General features: G+C 39.5%; 17 protein-coding genes. All 17 read left to right on the top strand.

The window, feature by feature from the left end:
- Positions 1-23 precede the first annotated feature (23 nt).
- The gene (locus IHV11_RS18760) at positions 24-272 is read left to right on the top strand and encodes a phosphopantetheine-binding protein (protein ID WP_137791400.1); all 249 of its coding nucleotides are present in this window, start codon (positions 24-26) and stop codon (positions 270-272) included.
- The gene (locus IHV11_RS18755) at positions 265-1,659 is read left to right on the top strand and encodes an AMP-binding protein (RefSeq protein WP_197195880.1); all 1,395 of its coding nucleotides are present in this window, start codon (positions 265-267) and stop codon (positions 1,657-1,659) included. The genes IHV11_RS18760 and IHV11_RS18755 overlap by 8 nt, the downstream gene beginning before the upstream one ends.
- Before the next feature lie 124 nt (positions 1,660-1,783).
- Positions 1,784-3,235 (top strand): MBOAT family O-acyltransferase, encoded by a 1,452-nt coding sequence (locus tag IHV11_RS18750; RefSeq protein WP_197195879.1) that lies wholly within the window; start codon positions 1,784-1,786, stop codon positions 3,233-3,235.
- Positions 3,236-3,304: 69 nt separating this feature from the next.
- On the top strand, positions 3,305-4,219 hold the full coding sequence (locus tag IHV11_RS18745; protein WP_197195878.1) for a hypothetical protein: 915 nt from the start codon (positions 3,305-3,307) through the stop codon (positions 4,217-4,219).
- Positions 4,220-4,474: 255 nt separating this feature from the next.
- Entirely contained in the window at positions 4,475-5,431 is a 957-nt protein-coding gene (locus IHV11_RS18740) for a tRNA dihydrouridine synthase (RefSeq protein WP_197195877.1), read from the top strand.
- A 159-nt stretch (positions 5,432-5,590) separates the two neighbouring features.
- Positions 5,591-6,193: a lysozyme inhibitor LprI family protein gene (locus tag IHV11_RS18735; protein WP_197195876.1), complete on the top strand. Its 603-nt coding sequence runs from the start codon at positions 5,591-5,593 to the stop codon at positions 6,191-6,193.
- 101 nt (positions 6,194-6,294) lie between these two features.
- On the top strand, positions 6,295-6,972 hold the full coding sequence (locus IHV11_RS18730; RefSeq protein ID WP_197195875.1) for a Type 1 glutamine amidotransferase-like domain-containing protein: 678 nt from the start codon (positions 6,295-6,297) through the stop codon (positions 6,970-6,972).
- A 301-nt stretch (positions 6,973-7,273) separates the two neighbouring features.
- Positions 7,274-8,941, top strand: coding sequence for a M4 family metallopeptidase (locus tag IHV11_RS18725; protein ID WP_197195874.1), 1,668 nt, complete (start codon positions 7,274-7,276; stop codon positions 8,939-8,941).
- A 298-nt stretch (positions 8,942-9,239) separates the two neighbouring features.
- Entirely contained in the window at positions 9,240-10,478 is a 1,239-nt protein-coding gene (gene sstT / locus IHV11_RS18720; RefSeq protein ID WP_197195873.1) for a serine/threonine transporter SstT, read from the top strand.
- Between the two features lie 133 nt (positions 10,479-10,611).
- Positions 10,612-11,007 (top strand): VOC family protein, encoded by a 396-nt coding sequence (locus tag IHV11_RS18715; RefSeq protein WP_197132305.1) that lies wholly within the window; start codon positions 10,612-10,614, stop codon positions 11,005-11,007.
- A 179-nt stretch (positions 11,008-11,186) separates the two neighbouring features.
- Entirely contained in the window at positions 11,187-12,287 is a 1,101-nt protein-coding gene (locus tag IHV11_RS18710; protein WP_197195872.1) for a sugar ABC transporter substrate-binding protein, read from the top strand.
- 92 nt (positions 12,288-12,379) lie between these two features.
- Positions 12,380-13,900 (top strand): sugar ABC transporter ATP-binding protein, encoded by a 1,521-nt coding sequence (locus IHV11_RS18705; protein WP_197195871.1) that lies wholly within the window; start codon positions 12,380-12,382, stop codon positions 13,898-13,900.
- Between the two features lie 11 nt (positions 13,901-13,911).
- Positions 13,912-15,087, top strand: a complete 1,176-nt coding sequence (locus tag IHV11_RS18700; protein WP_197132309.1) for a sugar ABC transporter permease — start codon at positions 13,912-13,914, stop codon at positions 15,085-15,087.
- Between the two features lie 176 nt (positions 15,088-15,263).
- Entirely contained in the window at positions 15,264-16,241 is a 978-nt protein-coding gene (locus IHV11_RS18695) for a sugar ABC transporter substrate-binding protein (protein ID WP_197195870.1), read from the top strand.
- Positions 16,238-17,701 (top strand): sensor histidine kinase, encoded by a 1,464-nt coding sequence (locus tag IHV11_RS18690; protein ID WP_197195869.1) that lies wholly within the window; start codon positions 16,238-16,240, stop codon positions 17,699-17,701. The genes IHV11_RS18695 and IHV11_RS18690 overlap by 4 nt, the downstream gene beginning before the upstream one ends.
- Entirely contained in the window at positions 17,679-19,199 is a 1,521-nt protein-coding gene (locus tag IHV11_RS18685; protein ID WP_197195868.1) for a response regulator, read from the top strand. The genes IHV11_RS18690 and IHV11_RS18685 overlap by 23 nt, the downstream gene beginning before the upstream one ends.
- A 23-nt stretch (positions 19,200-19,222) precedes the next feature.
- Positions 19,223-20,314 (top strand): D-xylose ABC transporter substrate-binding protein, encoded by a 1,092-nt coding sequence (gene xylF, locus IHV11_RS18680; protein ID WP_197195867.1) that lies wholly within the window; start codon positions 19,223-19,225, stop codon positions 20,312-20,314.
- Positions 20,315-20,379 lie beyond the last annotated feature (65 nt).

The raw sequence follows: 20,379 nt of genomic DNA, 5'->3' as shown, positions 1-20,379 counted from the left end.
CTTCAAATGAAAGGGTGTAAATGATGAGGAACATCGAAAAATATAGAAATGCCTTTATTAATGTGTTGGAACTAGAGGAAGATGAAGTAGTTGAGAATTTAGTATTAGCAGAATCAGCAGAATGGGATTCAATCGCACATATGGCGCTCATTTGTGAGATTGAGGATGCATTTGATGTCTCATTAGATTCAGAATGGATGACGGAATTCAATTCTTATCAGTCTGGAATTGAGCTATTGGAACGTTCGGGAGTGAACATTATTAATGAATAACTTCAAAAAAATGGAGCAGTTTGGGAACCGCACAGCTGTATATGCAGACCGAGAATATTCATACTCAGAAATGGTAGAATTATCGGATGCCATCTGCGGTAATGTGGGTGAAAGAACGCTCGTTTTTTGTTTGTGCTCAAATAATAAAGAGTCTTTATTTGGTTACGTGGGCTTTATTAGAGGTGGCATTGTCCCCGTGCTTTTGGATGCATCCATCCATATAGATCGGTTACGAAGACTGGTTCATCTTTATAAGCCTGCATACATCTGGGCAAGTAGTAATAATCAAGATCTCTCAAAGACAATGGATTCTTCATTTGTATATGGAGATTACACATTATATAAATGTCCTACCCATTTTCAACATAATCTTCATGAACATCTTGCTCTACTCTTAACAACCTCTGGAAGTACGGGGAGCCCCAAATTTGTTCGTTTAAGCTATGAAAATATTTTTGAAAACGCTGTATCAATAGCAAAGTACCTTGATATCCATGAAAACGAAAAACCGATCACTACACTACCAATGAATTACTCCTACGGGCTTTCTATTATTAACAGCCATTTCGTATGTGGAGCCACAGTCGTTGTAACGGGGGCTTCTATAATGAGTAAGGATTTTTGGAATTTATGTAAGGAGCAGCAAGTCACAACTTTTGGTGGAGTTCCTTTTGTGTATGAGATGCTTGACAGGATGAAGTTTGAAGAGCTTAGTCTGCCAAGTTTAAAAAAACTAACTCAAGCTGGTGGCAAATTGAACGAAACGCTTTCTCGCAAATTTGCTAATGTGTGTAATCAGAAAGGGATTCAGTTTTTTACCATGTACGGTCAAACAGAGGCGACAGCCCGGATGACCTATCTACCCTATGAGAAAAATCTTGAAAAAGCAGGGAGTATCGGTATTGCTATTCCAGGTGGAGAGCTATTCATTCAAGATGACAAGGGAAACAAAATTACAGCACCTCATTTGACAGGTGAATTGATATACAAAGGGCCTAATGTTTCCTTAGGGTATGCTGAGTCGTTATTCGATCTTTCTAAAAAAGATGAGAATAAAGGTGTTTTGCGTACAGGAGATATGGCTTACTTTGATGAGGATGGGTATTTCTTCATATCAGGACGCATTAAAAGAATGATAAAAGTGTATGGAAACCGCATCAGTCTTGATGATGTAGAATTGTTTTTACATGAGCATGGCCACGATTGTATCTGTGCTGGAAGTGATGACCAAATGTATATCTACACATTAAGAGATGATTATGTTCAGATAAAAAAAATAGTCAAGGAAAAATTAAACTTGAAGGGCTTTAAGATTATGAGAATTGAGGAAATCCCACGGAATCACTTTGGAAAAATCCTCTATTCAAACCTCCCTAAACTTGGCTAATTTATAGTTGGTGATCTCTATGACCGACCACCATCTGTTCAACGTGTTGCAATGCCATTTATGCATAATTTCTAGTTCGTTTTATCAGAAAAAAATATAAGGTAATTTTTTATCAGGTGATTGAATGACTTTTATATCAATTGAGTTTCTTCTATTTCTCGCAATAACCGTTTTGTTGAATTATATAATCCCCCATCGATTGAGATGGGTTCTTTTATTGGTTGCAAGTTATGTGTTTTACGCTAGTTTAAGTATTCAATTTATACTATTACTCTTAATTAGCACAGCTTTTACTTATTTCACTGGAATTTTTATTGAAAAACAGGAGACCAAAAAACAGAAGAAAAAAGCCATGATCGTTGGTATTTCTGTATTGTTGTTTTTTCTTGGTTGGTTTAAATATTTTAATTTTGTGAATGAATCGCTTCGGTCGTTGGCGACATCCATGGGTTGGAATTATGCGATACCCTACCAAGAGATTGTTCTGCCATTAGCCATTTCATTTTATACATTTCAGGCTGTAAGTTATCTTGTGGATATTTTCTATGGAAAGCAAAAAGCTGAAAGACATTATGGTTATTTTTCGGTCTATTTTGCATTTTTTCCACAACTGGTTGCAGGGCCAATTGAACGTGCCAAAAAATTAATTCCACAATTGAAAGTCGAACAGCGTTTAGACTATGAAAATTTAGTATATGGAATGAAGAGAATCGCATGGGGTTTTTTTAAAAAGACATTGATTGCAGATCGACTAGCTCCAATCGTTGCTAGTGTTTACGATAGTCCCAACCCGTCTGGTTCTGAAATCGTACTAGCTACTATCTTATTCTCGATACAGTTATACGCTGATTTTTCAGCATGCAGTGACATTGCCATTGGTAGCGCAAGAATGTTGGGAATCAATTTAACTGAAAACTTTAAGCAGCCGCACTTTGCTGTTTCGATTTCAGATTTTTGGAGTAGATGGCATATAACGCTCTCCACATGGCTTAGGGACTATATTTTCTTCCCGTTAGGTAAGAGGAAAAAAAAGAGAAGTGAAATCTATTTTGCCATTGTGATTACTTTTTTAGTAAGCGGCATCTGGCACGGAGCAGCTTGGACTTTTGTATTATGGGGTCTCATTCATGGGTTTTATCGCGTGTTTGGAGATGCAACGAAATCTTATCGTGAAAGTATGGCTTCGTTTATTCGATTGGATAGAACTCCAGTGCTTCATAGGTGGTTGAAGATTGCAATAACCTTTCTTCTAGTCTGCTTTTCTAGAGTTTTTTTTCGATCGGATACCGTAGCACAAGCATTTGATCACGCAAAACTTTTCTTGAGCATCAGCTCTTGGAGCCCGGTGGGAATGGTTAAAGCTTTTGAAATTTTTCCGTTATTTGATCTGTTACTTTTTATTTTTTTCTTTATTATTCTACAACTGTTTCAATATATAGAAAGAAACAATGGTTCAGCATGGGAATTCCTATCAAAGCGCTCCACATTTACTAGATTGGCATTTTATATTTTTCTTATTTTTTCAGTTCTTATATTAGGTGTTACAGAGAATGGATTTGTTTATGGTGGATTTTGATACAACAACTTCCATGTGTAGTTTAGGTGAAGATTTGATAAAAGATACACGGTGTTGAAAGGATTTGCTATGTTACGTTTATTCATCAAGTTAACAATTATCATCGGTGTTGTTATCCTACTTTTTATGCCGATCAATCAATTCGTTAAGGATTCATATGATTACAATATTGATCATGACATACTGGCATTTAAGAAACAACCACATCCTGTTGATCTCATCAATCTAGGTGCATCTCATTCGATGTATGGTTATTATTTTAAGCCCACTGGTTTGTCCCATCTGGACTTAGCGCTTCCTTCTCAGACCATTCAATACGACTCTAAATTGTTGAAAGAGTATGGTGAGCATCTTAAACCTGGTGGTGTCGTTCTCGTTTCCATCTCTCAGATGACTTTCGCCAATTCTGAGGCTAAGAACATTGGGAACTATTATAGAGTTTTAGATCGTAGTGATATTGAACCGTATAATATTATTGATTATTACACTTACTTGAATTTACCTGGGACAAATACTGGGAGTCTTAGCTCTGCAATTACGGGTAAACTAAAAGACTTAAGATGGAATTCTCATCAACCTTGGTCAAATAACGGTAAAGATTATTCAGAAAGAAAATATGAGAAAATAGAAGAACAGTACCAGGAAGCAATAGAAAACAATAACATTGAACCAAATGTAAAGCAGTTAGAAGAAATTGTAGATTATTGCAGCGATAAAGGCTACCAAGTCGTGTTGACCATGGAGCCCGTTCATCAGTCTTATCAAAAATATTTCAATAAAGAAGTTATGAATAGACTTGTTTTTCAGCATTTAGAAGCTCTAAATCTAGATGTTCCATTGTTAAATTATATGAGTGATCCAAGATTCGTAAACAAGCAAGAATATTTTATCGACCCCGATCATTTAAACAGTGAGGGCAGAAAAAAGTTCTCTTGGATCGTATACGAGGAACTGAAGAGAATGGGCTATTTAAAAAAGGATTGAATCAATTAAACATGAAATATTTAAATAACTTTAAAAGTTAATAAAGGTGCAGACCTGCAGGTGAGAAGGGCAGGGACGAAAAAGAAGGTATTGATATCATAATCATCGAGAGGCTTTTTTGTACATTTGTAAATTTCCATAAATTATAAATGTGCAGTGATTGATATTGAGTGAACAATCATGATATAAGAGTAAAAGAATATTTATTTTACCGGGATTTTGAAGTTGCATTATAGTGAGAGGATTTGAGCATCAATGATAGATAATTTTTGGCGTGATCTGCCGCGTCCGTTTTTTGTACTTGCTCCAATGGAGGACGTGACAGATGTTGTTTTTCGTCATGTTGTAAGTAAGGCTGGGCGACCGGATGTGTTTTTTACGGAGTTTACAAACTCAGATAGCTATTGTCATCCAGAGGGATTAAAAAGTGTTCGCGGCCGTTTGACGTTTACAGAAGATGAACAGCCGATGGTGGCACATATATGGGGAGATAACCCTGAATATTTCCGTAAAATGAGTATTGGCATGAAAGAGATGGGCTTTAAAGGAATCGACATTAACATGGGCTGCCCTGTACCGAATGTCGCACAAAGAGGAAAAGGAAGTGGCCTTATTCTACGTCCAGATGTAGCGGCTGAATTAATTCAGGCGGCTAAAGCTGGCGGACTGCCTGTTAGTGTGAAAACACGACTTGGGTTTAAAGAAATTGATGAGTGGGAAGCGTGGCTTACGCATATTTTAGAGCAGGATATTGCAAACCTTTCTATCCATTTACGAACAAGAGAGGAAATGAGTCTTGTAGATGCTCATTGGGAGCTTATTCCTGAGATTAAAAAGCTGCGTGACCGAATTGCACCAGATACGTTACTAACGATTAACGGAGACATTCCGGACCGTCAAGTAGGGCTAGAGCTTGCTGAAAAATACGGAATTGATGGTGTTATGATCGGACGAGGAATCTTTAAAAATCCTTTTGCTTTTGAAAAAGAGCCAAGAGAGCACAGCAGCAAAGAATATCTTGATCTGTTAAGACTGCAGCTTGATCTCCAAGATCAATACGCGGAAGAAGTGCCGCGTTCTATCACAGGACTTCACCGTTTTTTCAAAATCTATGTAAAAGGATTCCCAGGAGCGGCAGAATTACGCAATCAGTTGATGAACACAAAATCAACGGATGAAGTGAGAGCGTTGCTAGATCAAATCAATCATTAATAACTTCTAAAAGAATAAAGAAATAGATTGAAAAACAGTATGATACCTTATGGGTACATGCTGTTTTTTTGATTTGAACCCATTAAATTCATCAAGAGGTAATTTATGTTAAGGTGAAGCTAACAACTGCTAGATCAAATACAAAAGGGAGGTACGTTCATGAAAAACAATCGGAAGTTGTTAATCATTGTTGTAACCGTTCTGCTCGTTATAGTATCCGCTTGTGGAAATTCAATCGATCCTTCAAATGGATCAACGGATAACGAATCAAAAAATGAAAAATCAACTCAAAAATCAGGTGCAGATATTTCAAATAAAGATCATATTGAAAAAGCTTCAGGAAGTGATCATACTAATGAAAAGGTAGATATGTCTCAGAAAGATGCTTCTGAAATTAAGGAAAGTACAAAAGAAAAATATCTTCAAAAATGGGAAGAGACGAAGAATAAAGTAGCAGAGATGAGAAAGAATCCAGTAGATGATACAACATTCGCTTTAAAGAAAGTGGAAGGCGATGCATACGAACTATTAGATGACTTGTTAAACGAAATTTATGGAGTACTAGAGAAGCAACTCAATAAAGAAGAGATGAACCAATTAAGAAAAGAACAACGTGAATGGTTAATCAATAGGGAAAATATAGCTAAAAAGGAATCTCTTAAATATGAAGGCGGTACATTGGAGCAATACGAATATGTAAGAACAATAAACAATCTTACAGAGAAGAGATGCTTTGAATTAATTGAGAATTATATGAAGTAATAACTGAGTCTAAAAGTAACTCCACAAGGTGTATAAGAGGAAGGTGACAGCTTCTGTAGAATTATAGATACATTCATGGAAAAGCAAGGAGGAGTTACGTTATGAAATTACTGCTCACATCTGGAGGCGTGATTAACAAAAGCATACATGAGGCGCTCGTTGATATGTTGGACAAGCCAATTGCTGATTGCAACGCCCTTTGTATACCTACTGCCATGTACGGACATCCCTGGGTGGGACCAGGCGTGAAAGCTTGGGAGTTCATCACCGGGAAAGAGGAAAATCCTATGGTTAACCTAGGTTGGAAGTCAGTTGGTGTGCTCGAGCTTACTGCGCTGCCAAGCATAGATAAAGAACGCTGGGTACCCCTTGTAAAGGAGACCGACGTCTTTTTAGTTTCGGGCGGAGACGCTCTTTACCTGTATCATTGGATGCAGCAGTCGGGGCTAGCAGAGATATTACCATCGCTTCGTGCAGTATATGTGGGAATGAGTGCAGGTAGTATGGTGATGACACCTAAGATTGGGAAAGATTTCGTTGGCTGGACTCCACCGAGCGGTGAAGATCAAGCACTTGGATTCGTCGATTTTTCAATCTTTCCACATGTTGATCACGAGATGCTGCCGGAAAACACTATGGCAGCTGCAGAACAATGGGCTGCTGAGATTAATGGACCAGCATATGCTATTGATGATGATACCGCAATCAAAGTAATTAATGGTGAGACTGAAGTGATTTCTGAAGGACATTGGAAACTTTTAAGTAAAGTTAGTTCATAGGTCATATCATTCGGAAAATGAATCTGATAGGAATTAAATTTAAAGTAGAGATTTTTTTATGAAGAAGAAAGCAGGTGATACCTATGCTTTTTTCTTTTTTTATGGGGCTGAAAACTAGTGAGAGATTCTCCTTTGAATTTTTGAACACGTTAGTCTTAATTAGTAGATTTCACCTATACGACGCTCATGCCCATAGTTAATATTTATATTTTTGTAAAATTAAGATAATTCTTATTGTTCATTCGGAATTTTTTCCTCTCCTATATAATGATAATAACCAATTAATAGGAGGTATCGTTTCGTGAAGAAAAAGCTTATAGGTTCCGTCATTTTGTCATCTGCATTTCTATTAAGTTCCATTCCGGTTAATGTACTTGCACAACCTGTTCATTCAAGTGAAGTCAACCGTGTTCAAGTGGCTAAAGAATGGAATGAGAAAGCGAGTGTACCTTTCTTTGTGAAGGAAAGAAATGCAGAGAAGTTTTCCTCAAGCAGTTCTTCTAACGCACTAAATTATTTAAAGAAAAATCAAGATAAAACAGGTATTAAAAGTCCGGAAAAAAATTTAAAAGTAAAAAGTGTAAATAAAGATGAACTTGGAATGACTCACGTACGGTTTTCACAAGCAGTCAATGGGATTCCTGTAGAAGGTTCTGAAGTCGTCGCCCATTTTAATAAAAATCATGAGATCGTTTCTGTGAATGGAAGAACGAATCAAACGATTGTCGATCAACTCGTAGATACACAAGCTGCCATCAGTAAACAAGCTGCGCTACAAGCTGCTTTATCATCGGTTAAAGCTCCTCAAGAGCTAACGTATGAACCAACATCTGAGCTCGTTATCTATCCATTTGAAAATAAGAATCACACCGCTTATAAAATAAACGTTAACTTTATGGGTGAAGAACCTGGAAACTGGTTTGTATTTGTAGATGCTAAGACAGGAGAAGTCATCGATCAGTATAATGGGCTCATGCATGCTGATGAACATAAAACGCAAACAGGCTCTGGCCTTGGCGTTCATGGTGAACATAGAAAATTACATATTACACGAGTGAAAGAGCCGAAATCTGGTACAAGGTTTGCTTTAGCAGATTATTCTCATGAAAATCTTGAAGGAATCTTTACGTATGATGCTACGAGTGATTGGGATTCTAGTAATGATAAGATTTATACGGGGAATTCAGCTTCCTTTACGAGTGACTATGACCGAGCTGCTGTTGATGCACACTATAATTCTGAAAAGGTCTATGAGTATTATTTGAATGAGCATGGCCGGAATTCTTTGGATGGAGAAGGTATGGCGATCAATTCCTATGTACACATTGGAGTCGATTACAATAATGCATTCTGGAATGGACGTTATATGGCCTACGGAGATGGTGACGGAGAATTTTTCATTCCATTATCTGCAGGTCTTGATGTTGCGGCACATGAAATGACACATGGTGTGATTACGCATACCGCAAATCTAGCTTACCGTAACCAATCGGGAGCACTTAATGAATCATTCGCTGACGTTTTTGGTGCACTCGTTGATGATAGTGATTGGGAAATGGGTGAGGACATCATGGCACCGGCTGCAAAAGCAGATGGCGTAACGAGATTGCGTAGCTTAAGCGACCCGAACAGTGTTGTTGTCAGCAACCCGCAAAGGGCGGCATATGGCAGTGGGGTCTATCCAGCACATATGGATGAATATTATAACATGCCGCTGAATGTAGATAATGGTGGTGTACATGTGAACTCTTCCATTACGAATCATGCTGCATATCTGATTGGTGAGGAGCTTGGTAGAGAAAAATTAGGTAAAATTTATTACCGTGCACTATCGGTCTACTTAACATCGAATTCTAACTTTAGTGAAGCTCGTCAAGCCATCGTACAAGCTGCAACAGATCTTTATGGTTCAGGAAGTACTGAAGTAACAGCAGTTAACGCAGGCTTTGATGCGGTTGGTATTAATTAATCGAACCATTGGTAGCTGTAATACAAAATGAAAACCTCAGGAATAATATCCTGAGGTTTTATTCTAGTAAAACAAACCCGTTAATATTTATCAAAATATTCTAATTATTACAACTTTTATAAATACATTGTATTAAGTCGAAATACTCACTATAATACTATTTAATAGAAGGACAATTGTCTTTTTCAGGTGGATTTAATTTGGTGGGCTTTCTTATTCCTATCTGTTAAAAGACGTATGCTACAGGTTTATTCAGATAAACAGCTTTACAATTCTAACTAGATTGGTGATGACATCTATGAAACGTATACTGAAAAAGTGGAATCAGTTAAGTCTTGTTAAACAGATCATTATAGGATTGATTGTTGGTATTATCCTAGCTGTAACGATTCCGCAAGCAGCAAAACCTGTTATTATTTTTGGCACTTTGTTTGTAGGTGCACTAAAAGCAATCGCACCTGTATTAGTATTATTCTTGGTTATGTCGGCGATCGCGCAACATAAAGCGGGCCATCAGACGAACATGAAAGCCATTATTTTATTTTATCTTATAGGTACATTCTTAGCTGGATTAACAGCTGTTATTGCAAGTTTTATCTTCCCTGTAGGTCTGACTCTTGGTAAGGGAGCTGAAGGGGTTACCCCTCCGGGTGGTGTTGCTGAAGTACTAAAAACGCTGCTGATGAACGTTGTTGATAATCCATTCAACGCTTTGGTTAACGCGAATTATATCGGTATCCTGGCATGGGCAGTGCTTTTAGGACTTGCTTTAAGAAGTGCACAGGAAACGACAAAAACGATGATTTCAAACGTTTCGGACGCTGTAGCTAAATTGGTAACATGGGTCATTAAGTTAGCACCTCTAGGAATCATGGGACTAGTCGTTGAATCAATTACGTCAAACGGTATTGAATCATTATTGGGTTATAGCAAGTTGTTAGGACTTTTAATTGGTTGTATGTTATTTGTTGCCTTGATTGTGAATCCACTTATTGTTTTCGCAGCAATCAGACAAAATCCTTATCCGCTTGTTTTCAAATGCTTGAAAGAAAGTGGAATAACAGCATTCTTCACACGTAGCTCTGCTTCCAATATTCCTGTTAACATGAAGTTATGTGAGAAGCTTGGTTTGGACAAGGATAATTATTCTGTATCCATCCCATTAGGGGCGACGATCAATATGGCAGGTGCTGCGGTTACGATTTCTGTTTTAACGCTTGCCGCGGTTCATACACTGAACATTCAGGTTGATCTCGGAACAGCTATTCTTCTAAGTGTTTTATCCGCTGTGTGCGCGTGTGGCGCTTCAGGGGTTGCTGGTGGATCGTTATTATTGATCCCTCTAGCGTGTAGTCTGTTCGGCATCCCAGGTGATGTGGCGATGCAAGTAGTTGGTGTCGGCTTTATCATCGGTGTTTTACAAGATTCTTTTGAAACAGCTCTAAATTCATCAACAGACGTTCTCTTTACAGCGGCTGCTGAGTACAAAGAGTGGCGTAAAGAAGGAAAAGAAATTAATATTCAAAAAGCAGCATAATAGATGGCACCTGAGACGTTGTTTAGCGTTGAAGGTGCCTTTTTGTTGCCGTATTTTCTCGTTTAAAGGAATTACTATTATGTGTATGGAATGACTTAAGTGGTTTTATTATAAAAAAATCAGGAGGTTACTCATGGGAAGATTAGTGCATTTTGAAATTCATGTGGATGACATGGAGCGGGCAATGAAGTTTTACGGTGAGGTGTTTGGCTGGTCATTTCAAGATTGGAGTGAATTTGCCGGAATGCCATATTACGGTGCAGTGACTGGGGACGACAAAGAAATGGGGATCAATGGTGCTTTGATGCAAAGACAGAGCCCGCCGCCTGAACCGAACCAAGCATTAAATGGATATGCATGTACGATGGGTGTTGAAAGCTATGATGAAACAGAAGCCAAGATTTTAGAGCAAGGCGGAAAAGTAGCGATGCCGAAGTACGCGCTGCCAGGAATGGCTTGGCAAGGATACTACATAGATACAGAAGGCAATATTTTCGGCATTCATCAGCCTGATGAGAATGCGAAATAGATAATAATGGTGAAGACAACGCTAGTATATTGGCGTTGTCTTTTTTTGCGGCTGTAAAAAAACCCCTTAGTTAAAAAAATACAGACGATATTAATAAAGTGCTAATGATAGCGCTTTCAAACCTTCTTTTTTCGTAGCTATAATTACCTTGTAAGTACTTTTTAAAGGGGGAACTGATAATGAAGAAAAGTAAATTACTATCTCTGATGCTTGCTGTTGTCATGCTTATGCTTGTTGCAGCTGGTTGCAGTGACAGCAATAGTGAGGTAAGCGTGGGTATCGTCTTACCTACGAAAGATGAGCCTAGATGGGTGCAGGACGAGCAAAGATTTAAGGATGCTTTAAAAGGAACGGATTACACGACTGAGATTCTGTTCAGCCAAGGATCTTCTGCAAAAGAAAAAGAAAACGTTGAAACATTGATCAACAAAGGAATCGATGTTCTTATCATCTGTCCACAAGACGGTGATGCAGCAGCTGCGGCAGTAGAAGCAGCAAAAAAAGATGACATCACGGTTATTGCGTATGACCGTTTGATCACGAATACGGATGCGGTTGATTATTATGTAACGTTTGACAGCTTGGCAGTGGGTGCTGCACAAGGTCAATACTTGATCGACAACGCTAAAGGATCTAACACTCCGCTTTACCTTTATGCTGGAGCGGCTTCTGATAACAATGCATTCTTATTCTTTGAAGGAGCTTGGAAAGTACTTCAACCTAAGATTGCTGACGGCACATTCAAGATCGCTAACTCTAGTGAAGCTGAAGCTTTAAAAGATAAAGCTGAACTTTCTCGCGATGAGCTGAGCAAGATCATCGGCCAAGTAACAACGAACTGGGACGCAAACGAAGCGAAGAACAAAGCGCAAACACATTTGACGGCTGCTAAGGCAGACTTGAAAGGTGATGTTGCGATTCTAGCTCCAAACGATGGAACAGCTCGTTCGATCGCAGATGTATTTGGATCAGACAGCGCGGTTTCTAGCTACCTCGTAACAGGACAGGATGCAGAAAAAGCTTCTATCCAATATGTGATTGATGGCAAACAATCGATGACTGTATTTAAGGATGTTCGTACACTTGTTAAGGATGCAATGGGAATGGCAGTTGAGATCCTTGATGAGAAGAAGCCAGAAACAACAGGTTCATACGACAATGGAAACGTGGAAGTAAAAGCAAAACAAACGAACGTAATCGTTGTAAACAAAGACAACGTTAAGAAAGAACTAATTGATTCTGATTATTATAAAGCCGACGATTTTACAGGGCTTGAATAAGAAAATAGCAGGACGAGAAATAGTGATAGATTCTACGTCTATCACTATTTTTCACAATGAAGACTGTGGAGTGGCTAATTGGAGGGATCATGATGAGCGGATATATTTTGGAGATGAACGAGATCTCCAAATCGTTTACCGGAGTGAAAGCGCTCAGCAATGTAAATTTTAAAGTAAGAAAAGGCGAGATACACTGTTTGATCGGGGAGAACGGAGCAGGGAAATCCACGCTGATGAAAGTGCTAAGTGGGGTTTATCCTTATGGAACGTATGAAGGAGACATCGTGTTTGAAGAAAGTGTTCAGCAGTTCAATAAGATTAGTGACAGTGTTCAAACCGGCATCGTTATCATCTATCAGGAGTTAGCTTTATTTCCGGATCTCACGGTTTATGAAAATATTTTTGTTGGAAACGAAGTTAAACGCGGAAACTTGGTGGACTGGAATCAGACGATTGCTGAAGCAAAGAAAATGCTGAAACGGGTGGGGCTTGACGTGAATCCTGAAACACTCGTAAAAGACTTGAGTGTAGGAAAGCAGCAGTTGGTCGAGATCGCCAAAGCGCTAAGTAAGGACGTTAAGCTGCTAATTTTAGATGAACCGACCGCCGCACTGAATGAAGATGACAGTGAGAATCTTTTAAAACTCCTAGGTGAGCTTAAGAAACAGGGCATCACGAGTATTATGATTTCACACAAGCTAAAAGAAGTCATATCGATTGCTGATCAAGCGACGGTCCTGCGTGATGGCAAAACAATCTGTACGCTCGATGCTTCTAAAGGAGAAATATCAGAGAACATGATCATTAAAAATATGGTCGGACGGGATATTGATGATATTTATCCGAAGAGACCAGATAAAAAGATCGGTGAAACAATACTCGAGCTGAATGATTGGTCTGCTTATAGTACCGAGCTTGGCAGACATGTGTTAAGAGACATCGACTTTCATGTGAAAAAAGGGGAAATCGTCGGAATCGCTGGGCTTATGGGCTCAGGACGAACAGAACTTGCACTAAGTGTGTTTGGAAATCCGAAAAATTACAAACTAGAAGGTCACCTAAAAGTCTTAGGTGTGGAAAAAACGTTCAAGCACACGAGTGACGCGATTAAGTCAGGCATCGCTTATGTCACAGAAGACCGAAAAGGTGACGGGCTGTTTCTCATTCAAGATATTAAGAACAACATAACGGCGGCAAATCTTAACGAAGTCGCTGATAAGGGCATCATCAACGAGAATGAAGAGGTAAAAAGAGCAACAGAATACAAGAGGTCCATGTATATTAAAGCATCCTCACTAGAGCAAACGGTCGGTAACTTGAGTGGAGGAAATCAGCAGAAGGTATCACTCGGAAAGTGGCTGTTCGTTGGGCCAAAGATATTGATTTTGGATGAGCCTACTCGTGGTATCGATGTAGGTGCCAAATTTGAGATCTATACGATTATGAACCAATTAATCAGCGAGGGTATGAGTATTATCATGATTTCTTCTGAACTTGGTGAAGTGCTGGGAATGAGTGATCGTGTCTACGTCATGGCTGAAGGAAGAATGAAAGGCGAGCTGCCGATTGAAGAAGCCAATCAAGAAAACATCATGCAGCTTGCAACGCAATAGGGGGTTAACACATGGGATTTATTAAAGAAGCAAGAATGTTAGTGAAAGAGAATATCCGTGATTATGGGATGTATATCGCTTTGTTTGTGATTATGCTTACCTTCTCCATCATGACGGATGGGCTGTTCATGTCATCACGTAATATTAGTAATCTATTAGATTCTACTGGTTATATCGCTGTACTCGCAGTAGGAATGACACTTGTTATCGTTATTCGTCATATCGATCTATCTGTCGGGTTCGCAGCAGGATTTCTTGGTGCGATCGCGGCCATTCTTTTAACAAAGATGGGGCTGCCTATCTATGTGACAATACCGGTGATTCTGGTGCTTGGAATCGTTATTGGTCTGTTTAACGGTTTGTTGATCGCCAAATATGCAATCCCTTCGTTCGTAGCTACGCTTGCCGGAATGTTGATTTTCCGCGGTGCGCTTTTACAAGTAACGGAAAAAACAGGAACAATTATTATCAAAGACGATGCGTTCAACGCGATCGGCAACGGATTTATTCCTTCTCTTATGATCGTAAACGGCTTGCATCTTTTATCTTTAATTCTAGGTCTACTATCGATATTACTGTACATTTATAGCGAGATCTCTACTCGTCGGAACAAGATTAAATATCAGTTCGACGTTGTATCTAAAGGGATATTTACGTTTAAACTCATTTTTGTTTCAGCGATTATCGCCTATGTAACTTGGATCCTAGCAGGTTATAACGGCTTTTCTTGGACCGTTGTTATTATGCTTCTTGTCGTTGTAGCGTATCATTTCTTAACGACGAAAACGGTGCTTGGCCGTCACATTTACGCAGTAGGAAGTAACCCAGAAGCTGCACATCTCAGCGGAATCAATGTAAATAAAATTACGTACATGGTGTTTGGTTCTATGGGAATGCTTGCTGCACTTTCTGGTATTCTTTTTACTTCGCGTCTTCAATCGGCTACAACAACAGCAGGAACGCTTTTTGAGCTTGATGCGATTGCAGCAGCATACGTGGGTGGTGTATCGTCAGCCGGTGGTGTCGGAAAAGTAACGGGTGCCATCATCGGTGCCATTGTTATGGCTTCCTTATCAAGCGGGATGAACCTTCTTGGGGTTGGGGTTTCCATGCAGTACATGATTAGAGGTGGCGTGTTAGTTGCAGCAGTATTGTTTGATGTGATGACACGTAAAAAGAGAGGATAAAACTTAAACTCGTAGTTCGTTAAAAGTGGAGACATCGTGATAAAAGATGTCTTCACTTTTTTAACTCTTATACGTTTAGCATTTACCTATAATTGGAAAACAGGTAAGCGTTTGCATCAAGTATCTTATGATAAAATAAGATTAGTAAATTATCGGAAAAAAAGGGGATACTTCACTTGCGCAAAGCTGGGATAATCGTTCTAAGTTTCATATGTATCTTCCTCAGTTATTTAACGTTTATAACGGCACAAAAAGCGTTTCAATCTGATTGGAAACTACCTGTAGCTTCTTCTCATAAAGAAGATCGTTTTCGTATTGTTCTTATTACTCAAGAGTTAGATACGCCTTTCTGGGATAAGGTTGGAAAAGGTGCGGAACAACAAGCTCAAAAAAGTGGAGCAAGTCTTGAAGTATGGGGAAGCTACGGCAAGAACCAGGATGATTTTTTGAAGAAGCTTGAGATTGCTATTCAGTCAAAAGTAGACGGCATTATTGTACAGGGACTTGATACAGATCGTTTTAAAGAATTGACGAAGGTTAAAGCGGCGTTTTATGGCATTCCTATTATTACGGTAGGTAATGACGTACCTAAAGCAGAAAGCCTCCGAAAAACATACGTAGGTTCTAATCAGCACTTAGCTGGAATGATGATCGCTAAACTCATGTTGTCTGACATGGGGCAAGAAGGGCAAGTGATTTTATTAAGCGATAGCCAAAAGGAGTATTATCAGGAAGAGCGGCTTTCAGGCATTAAAGAAGTGCTTCAAAGCTTTCCTAACGTAAAGACGGTTTATGCAGAAACACCTGAGACGAGAGAGCAAGTTATTGCAAAAACAAGAGACCTTTTGAATCAGTATCCCGAGGCGGACGGCTTTATTGCCGTGAACGCTAATACGGCTGGGGCCATGATTCAGGAGATTGGTAGACGCGGACAAGTAGAACCCTATTTTATTTATTCTTTTGATGATGGATCTGAATCGATCACATTACTTAAACAAAAGAAGTTGGATGGTGTGATTGAGCAGTCACCGGAGATGATGGGAAGAAAAAGTGTAGATGTTTTGATGCAGTGGCTGAAGAACGAAACCGTTCCTCTTGATGCGGATGGTTATTCTAGTGAAATTCGAATGATAAAGGCGATGGATGAGAGATGAACAGAATACAGAAAAAAATATGGATGCTCGCATCAGTCGTTCTGATCATCATGGCTATTATTTGGATAGCGCTTACCTACTATAATCAACAAACGCAAAATCAATACAATGACATTCTGCAGCGATACTTGAGCATGAATGAAGTTACAAGCAGCAGTCAACAAGTGGTGACAGATCTCAATAATTTCTTGCTGGATCCCTCTGAAGAAAATGTAGATAAACTCAATCAAAGCAAAGTAAAACTTAACGAGGCAAAAGGGGAAATCGGAAAGCTAAGAAACTCTGAAAATGAATTTGCACTCATGAATTATATGAATCTTATTGATAGTTTGATCGAAACAACAGACCGCTCTCTTATGTTCTACGAAGAATCTGACACCGAGACCTCAAACAAAGAATTCACCGAAGCGACGCGTCTCTCAAAATATATTTCAGAAATGACCCTTACCTTGATCGATACAGAGCTAAGGACTTACGACGTATTTTATAGAGGTATCATCGATCAGTCTGCAGAGTTTAAGAAATTAGGAATCTGGCTGATGCTTCTCATCACACTTGTGTTGCTCGTAATTACGTATTGGTTTAGTTTAAGTATCACAAGACCTGTGCAGCAGTTAACACGTGCAGCGAACGAGCTGTCTGCGGGAAAGTTTGATAAAGAGATCAAAGTTGAATCGAATGATGAGATCTCATTTCTTGCTCAAACCTTTAACCGAATGCGCATCAATATTAATAATCTGTTTCAGGAAATACAGCAGAAGGCGCAGCTTGAGCATGAATTGCAGCAAAACAAGCTTCTGTTGCAAGAGAGTCAGCTTAAGAATCTACAAAGCCAGATTAATCCGCACTTTTTATTTAATACGCTGAATACGCTCTCAAAAAAGGCCTACTTGGAAGGATCAGAAGAAACGAGTGATTTACTTGTAAGTGTGGCTGGTCTTTTAAGATACAACTTAAAGTGGTTAGATAAATCCGTTACGCTTCAAGATGAAGTGATGGTAATTCAGCAATATATGAACATTCAAAAAGCAAGGTTTACTGACCGGCTGACGTTGCACCTCGATATTGATCAGTCTTGTTTAGAGGTTCAACTTCCTGGCTTGACTCTGCAACCCATAATTGAGAACGCCGTGATCTATGCAGTTGAACCAAGAGAAGATGGCGGACAGATCTGGCTTCGAATCATAGATGACGATAACATGGTGATGATTGAAGTGGAGGACGATGGCCCTGGTATTCCTGAGAATATTAGGAGACAGATCTTAAACGGTGAGCTGATCGAGACGAATCGTGCTTCAACAGGTATAGGGTTTACGAATGTTGTGAAACGGCTCCGACTTTTTTATGGTATGGAAAACTTGATGGATATTCAAAGTGAGATGGGTGCAGGAACGAAGGTGTTAATAAGAATTCCTAAGACGAGGGGGATTGAACAGCATGCTCAAACTCTTGATCGTTGATGACGAGCAGATTGAACGAGAAGGGCTACAAGTGATTCTGCAGAAGGCATTTCCTAATCTCGAGATTCATGAAGCGAAAAATGGGAAGGTCGCTGTACAAGTTGCGGCGGAATTAAAGCCTGACTTAGTGATGATGGACATTCAGATGCCAGGAATGAACGGACTAGAAGCGATTCAGCAGATTACATCCACGGATCCTTTTATTAAATTTGTGATGATTACAGCTTTTGATATGTTTGATTATGCTCGTCAGGCGATCAAACTAGGGGTGAAGGATTATTTATTGAAGCCAAGCAGAGTGAGCGAGATTGAGGAAACGGTCGGGAAAGTCTTAATGGAAATTGCAGAAGAACGCAGATCTCTCAAGGTTTTGGAAAGTACGTTACCGCTCGTGGAAACAGATGTTGTCACACAGCTGTTGTTTGATCATGTACATGACGTCCATCTGGATATGCTTGTTGATATGCTCGACATTTCTTCCACTCATGAATCATTTGTGATGAGTATTCTACTTCCACAAGGGGGAGAAAACCTTTATTCGTTGATCAAAGAAAAGGTTAGGAAATCGGCGAGTGGGTGGGTTGGAGCATTGTATGGCCACCAGCTTCCTATTATCGTTTTTCGTAAACCAGACTGTTCGTTCCGTTCTCAAGCCATTTCTCTTGCAAAAGATATTCTCTCACTGCAAAAAGTAAATTCAGATGATGGATGGTTTATCGGAATCGGAAATGTGTGTCATTCTTTAGATCAAGTTCGGCAGTCCTATCAAGAATCTCTTATTGCTACGATGGATTCCTCCTTGCCTGTTAAATATCGCTTTTATCATGATGTTCCAGTGCTTGGGAGTACAGAGGACAGACCTCAATCCAAGCAGCGTGAAAAACAGTTCTTGGATGAGATTAGGTTAGGAAAGTGGAATGAAGTTCATAAGAATGTAATGGATCTCATCAAACGGTGCGAAAATGAGGCGGTGGATTTGCTCCAAACGCAGCAGCGTGTTCTCGAATTGCTCTGGGTCACAGCAAGAGTGATGAGCGAGATGGGAGTGGAGACAGAAACGCCTTTCTTTTCCTATCAATCTCAAGATTACCGTCAGCTTCGTTTTGAATCAGAACATTTATTAAAACAGATGCGGACTTCATACGAAGAGCATTATGAACAGCTTGAGGCGGATACGATTCATCAGATTAAACAATATATCGTAAAGCATTCGCATGAAGACATCTCTCTTGAGACGTTAGGAAGAAAAGTGGGGATGAGTCCTATCTATATCAGTAAGATGTTTAAAGAAAAACTAGGAATCAACTATATTGATTTTCTGACAGAATGCAGGATTGAAAAGGCGAAGAAACTGATGGCAGATCCAGAAAAAAGCTTAAAAGAAATCACGTTTGAGGTTGGATATCACGAACCTAACTATTTCAGCAAAGTGTTCAAAAAAATGGTTACGCTTTCACCTACAGAATATCGTAGAACTGTTCTTGGAAAAAAAGGATGAAGGTACGTAAAGGAGTATCATTCATGAGAAACATTATAAATTGTGTATGCCTCGTCCTGTTATTCATAGCCATGATATGTGCTTCCGGATGCGACAAAGACAGTACGAGTAATGAGACACTTGGAAAAGCGATTTCTTCTAAAAATGAAAAAGTGGGCAGCGAGACAACGGAAGAGGAAAAGATTAGAATCGGTTTTTCCATGGATACGTTATTGGAAGAACGGTGGCTCAAAGACAAAGAACTCTTTAAAAAAGCCGTAGAGAATCTTGGGGCTGAAGTAGAGATTCTTGCAGCCAACGGTGATGATTCTTTGCAGATTGCACAGGCTGAAACACTCATCCAAAATGAGGTTGACCTTCTTGTCGTTGTTCCTCATAACGCTGAAGCTATGGCGGCGATCGTAAAAAAAGCACATTCAGCAGGGATTAAGGTGATGGCATACGACCGCCTAGTCAAAAATGCAGACCTTGATATGTACGTATCTTTTGACAACGAAAAGGTAGGCGAGCTTCAAGCTCGAGCGATAACAAAGCTCGTTCCGAATGGAAAGTACGTGTATATAGGAGGAGCTGAAACGGATAACAATGCTCATCTGTTTAAAAAAGGGGTTTTCCGAGTTCTGCAGCCTTTGATTGATAAAGGGGTTATCACGGTCGTGTACGATCAATGGTCCAAAGACTGGACGCCTGCTAATGCTTTTAAAAATATGGAGTCAGCTTTGAAAGCTAACAACAATGAGATTCATGCGGTAATTGCAGCAAACGATGCTACTGCGGGTGGTGTCATACAAGCGCTTGGAGCACAAGGGCTCGCAGGGAAGATTCCGGTAGCTGGACAAGATGCCGAACTTGCTGGCGTGCGGCGGATCGTGCGTGGAACTCAAGTGATGACGGTATATAAACCGATTCAGGCTTTATCAGAGAAAGCTGCAGAATTGGCAGTGAAGATGGCAAAAGGAGAAACGATAAAAGTAGAACGAAAGATAAACAACGGTAAAATGGAGGTTCCTTCTGTTTTATTATCACCGATTGCGGTTGATAAGGGGAATCTTGAAGTAACGATTTTTCGTGATGGATTCCATTCTAAAAGTGATGTTTATGAGAATCAGCAATAAATCAGTCTCCGTGATTTTCATATGGCGCGGGGCTTTTTTGTTGAATAAAGATTGTGTCATTCTCG

This window comes from Fictibacillus sp. 26RED30 (assembly GCF_015903845.1).
Classification (GTDB): Bacteria; Bacillota; Bacilli; order Bacillales; family Fictibacillaceae; genus Fictibacillus; species Fictibacillus phosphorivorans.
Note: the sequence above shows the minus strand (reverse complement) of the source record. Positions and strands in the feature narration are given on the sequence as shown.

What these genes read in the sequence shown, in the direction of transcription:
- IHV11_RS18760 (WP_137791400.1), top strand. Translation starts at nt 24, where the DNA reads ATGAGGAACATCGAAAAATATAGAAATGCCTTTATTAATGTGTTGGAA.
- IHV11_RS18755 (WP_197195880.1), top strand. Translation starts at nt 265, where the DNA reads ATGAATAACTTCAAAAAAATGGAGCAGTTTGGGAACCGCACAGCTGTA.
- IHV11_RS18750 (WP_197195879.1), top strand. Translation starts at nt 1,784, where the DNA reads ATGACTTTTATATCAATTGAGTTTCTTCTATTTCTCGCAATAACCGTT.
- IHV11_RS18745 (WP_197195878.1), top strand. Translation starts at nt 3,305, where the DNA reads ATGTTACGTTTATTCATCAAGTTAACAATTATCATCGGTGTTGTTATC.
- IHV11_RS18740 (WP_197195877.1), top strand. Translation starts at nt 4,475, where the DNA reads ATGATAGATAATTTTTGGCGTGATCTGCCGCGTCCGTTTTTTGTACTT.
- IHV11_RS18735 (WP_197195876.1), top strand. Translation starts at nt 5,591, where the DNA reads ATGAAAAACAATCGGAAGTTGTTAATCATTGTTGTAACCGTTCTGCTC.
- IHV11_RS18730 (WP_197195875.1), top strand. Translation starts at nt 6,295, where the DNA reads ATGAAATTACTGCTCACATCTGGAGGCGTGATTAACAAAAGCATACAT.
- sstT (WP_197195873.1), top strand. Translation starts at nt 9,240, where the DNA reads ATGAAACGTATACTGAAAAAGTGGAATCAGTTAAGTCTTGTTAAACAG.
- IHV11_RS18715 (WP_197132305.1), top strand. Translation starts at nt 10,612, where the DNA reads ATGGGAAGATTAGTGCATTTTGAAATTCATGTGGATGACATGGAGCGG.
- IHV11_RS18710 (WP_197195872.1), top strand. Translation starts at nt 11,187, where the DNA reads ATGAAGAAAAGTAAATTACTATCTCTGATGCTTGCTGTTGTCATGCTT.
- IHV11_RS18705 (WP_197195871.1), top strand. Translation starts at nt 12,380, where the DNA reads ATGAGCGGATATATTTTGGAGATGAACGAGATCTCCAAATCGTTTACC.
- IHV11_RS18700 (WP_197132309.1), top strand. Translation starts at nt 13,912, where the DNA reads ATGGGATTTATTAAAGAAGCAAGAATGTTAGTGAAAGAGAATATCCGT.
- IHV11_RS18690 (WP_197195869.1), top strand. Translation starts at nt 16,238, where the DNA reads ATGAACAGAATACAGAAAAAAATATGGATGCTCGCATCAGTCGTTCTG.
- IHV11_RS18685 (WP_197195868.1), top strand. Translation starts at nt 17,679, where the DNA reads ATGCTCAAACTCTTGATCGTTGATGACGAGCAGATTGAACGAGAAGGG.
- xylF (WP_197195867.1), top strand. Translation starts at nt 19,223, where the DNA reads ATGAGAAACATTATAAATTGTGTATGCCTCGTCCTGTTATTCATAGCC.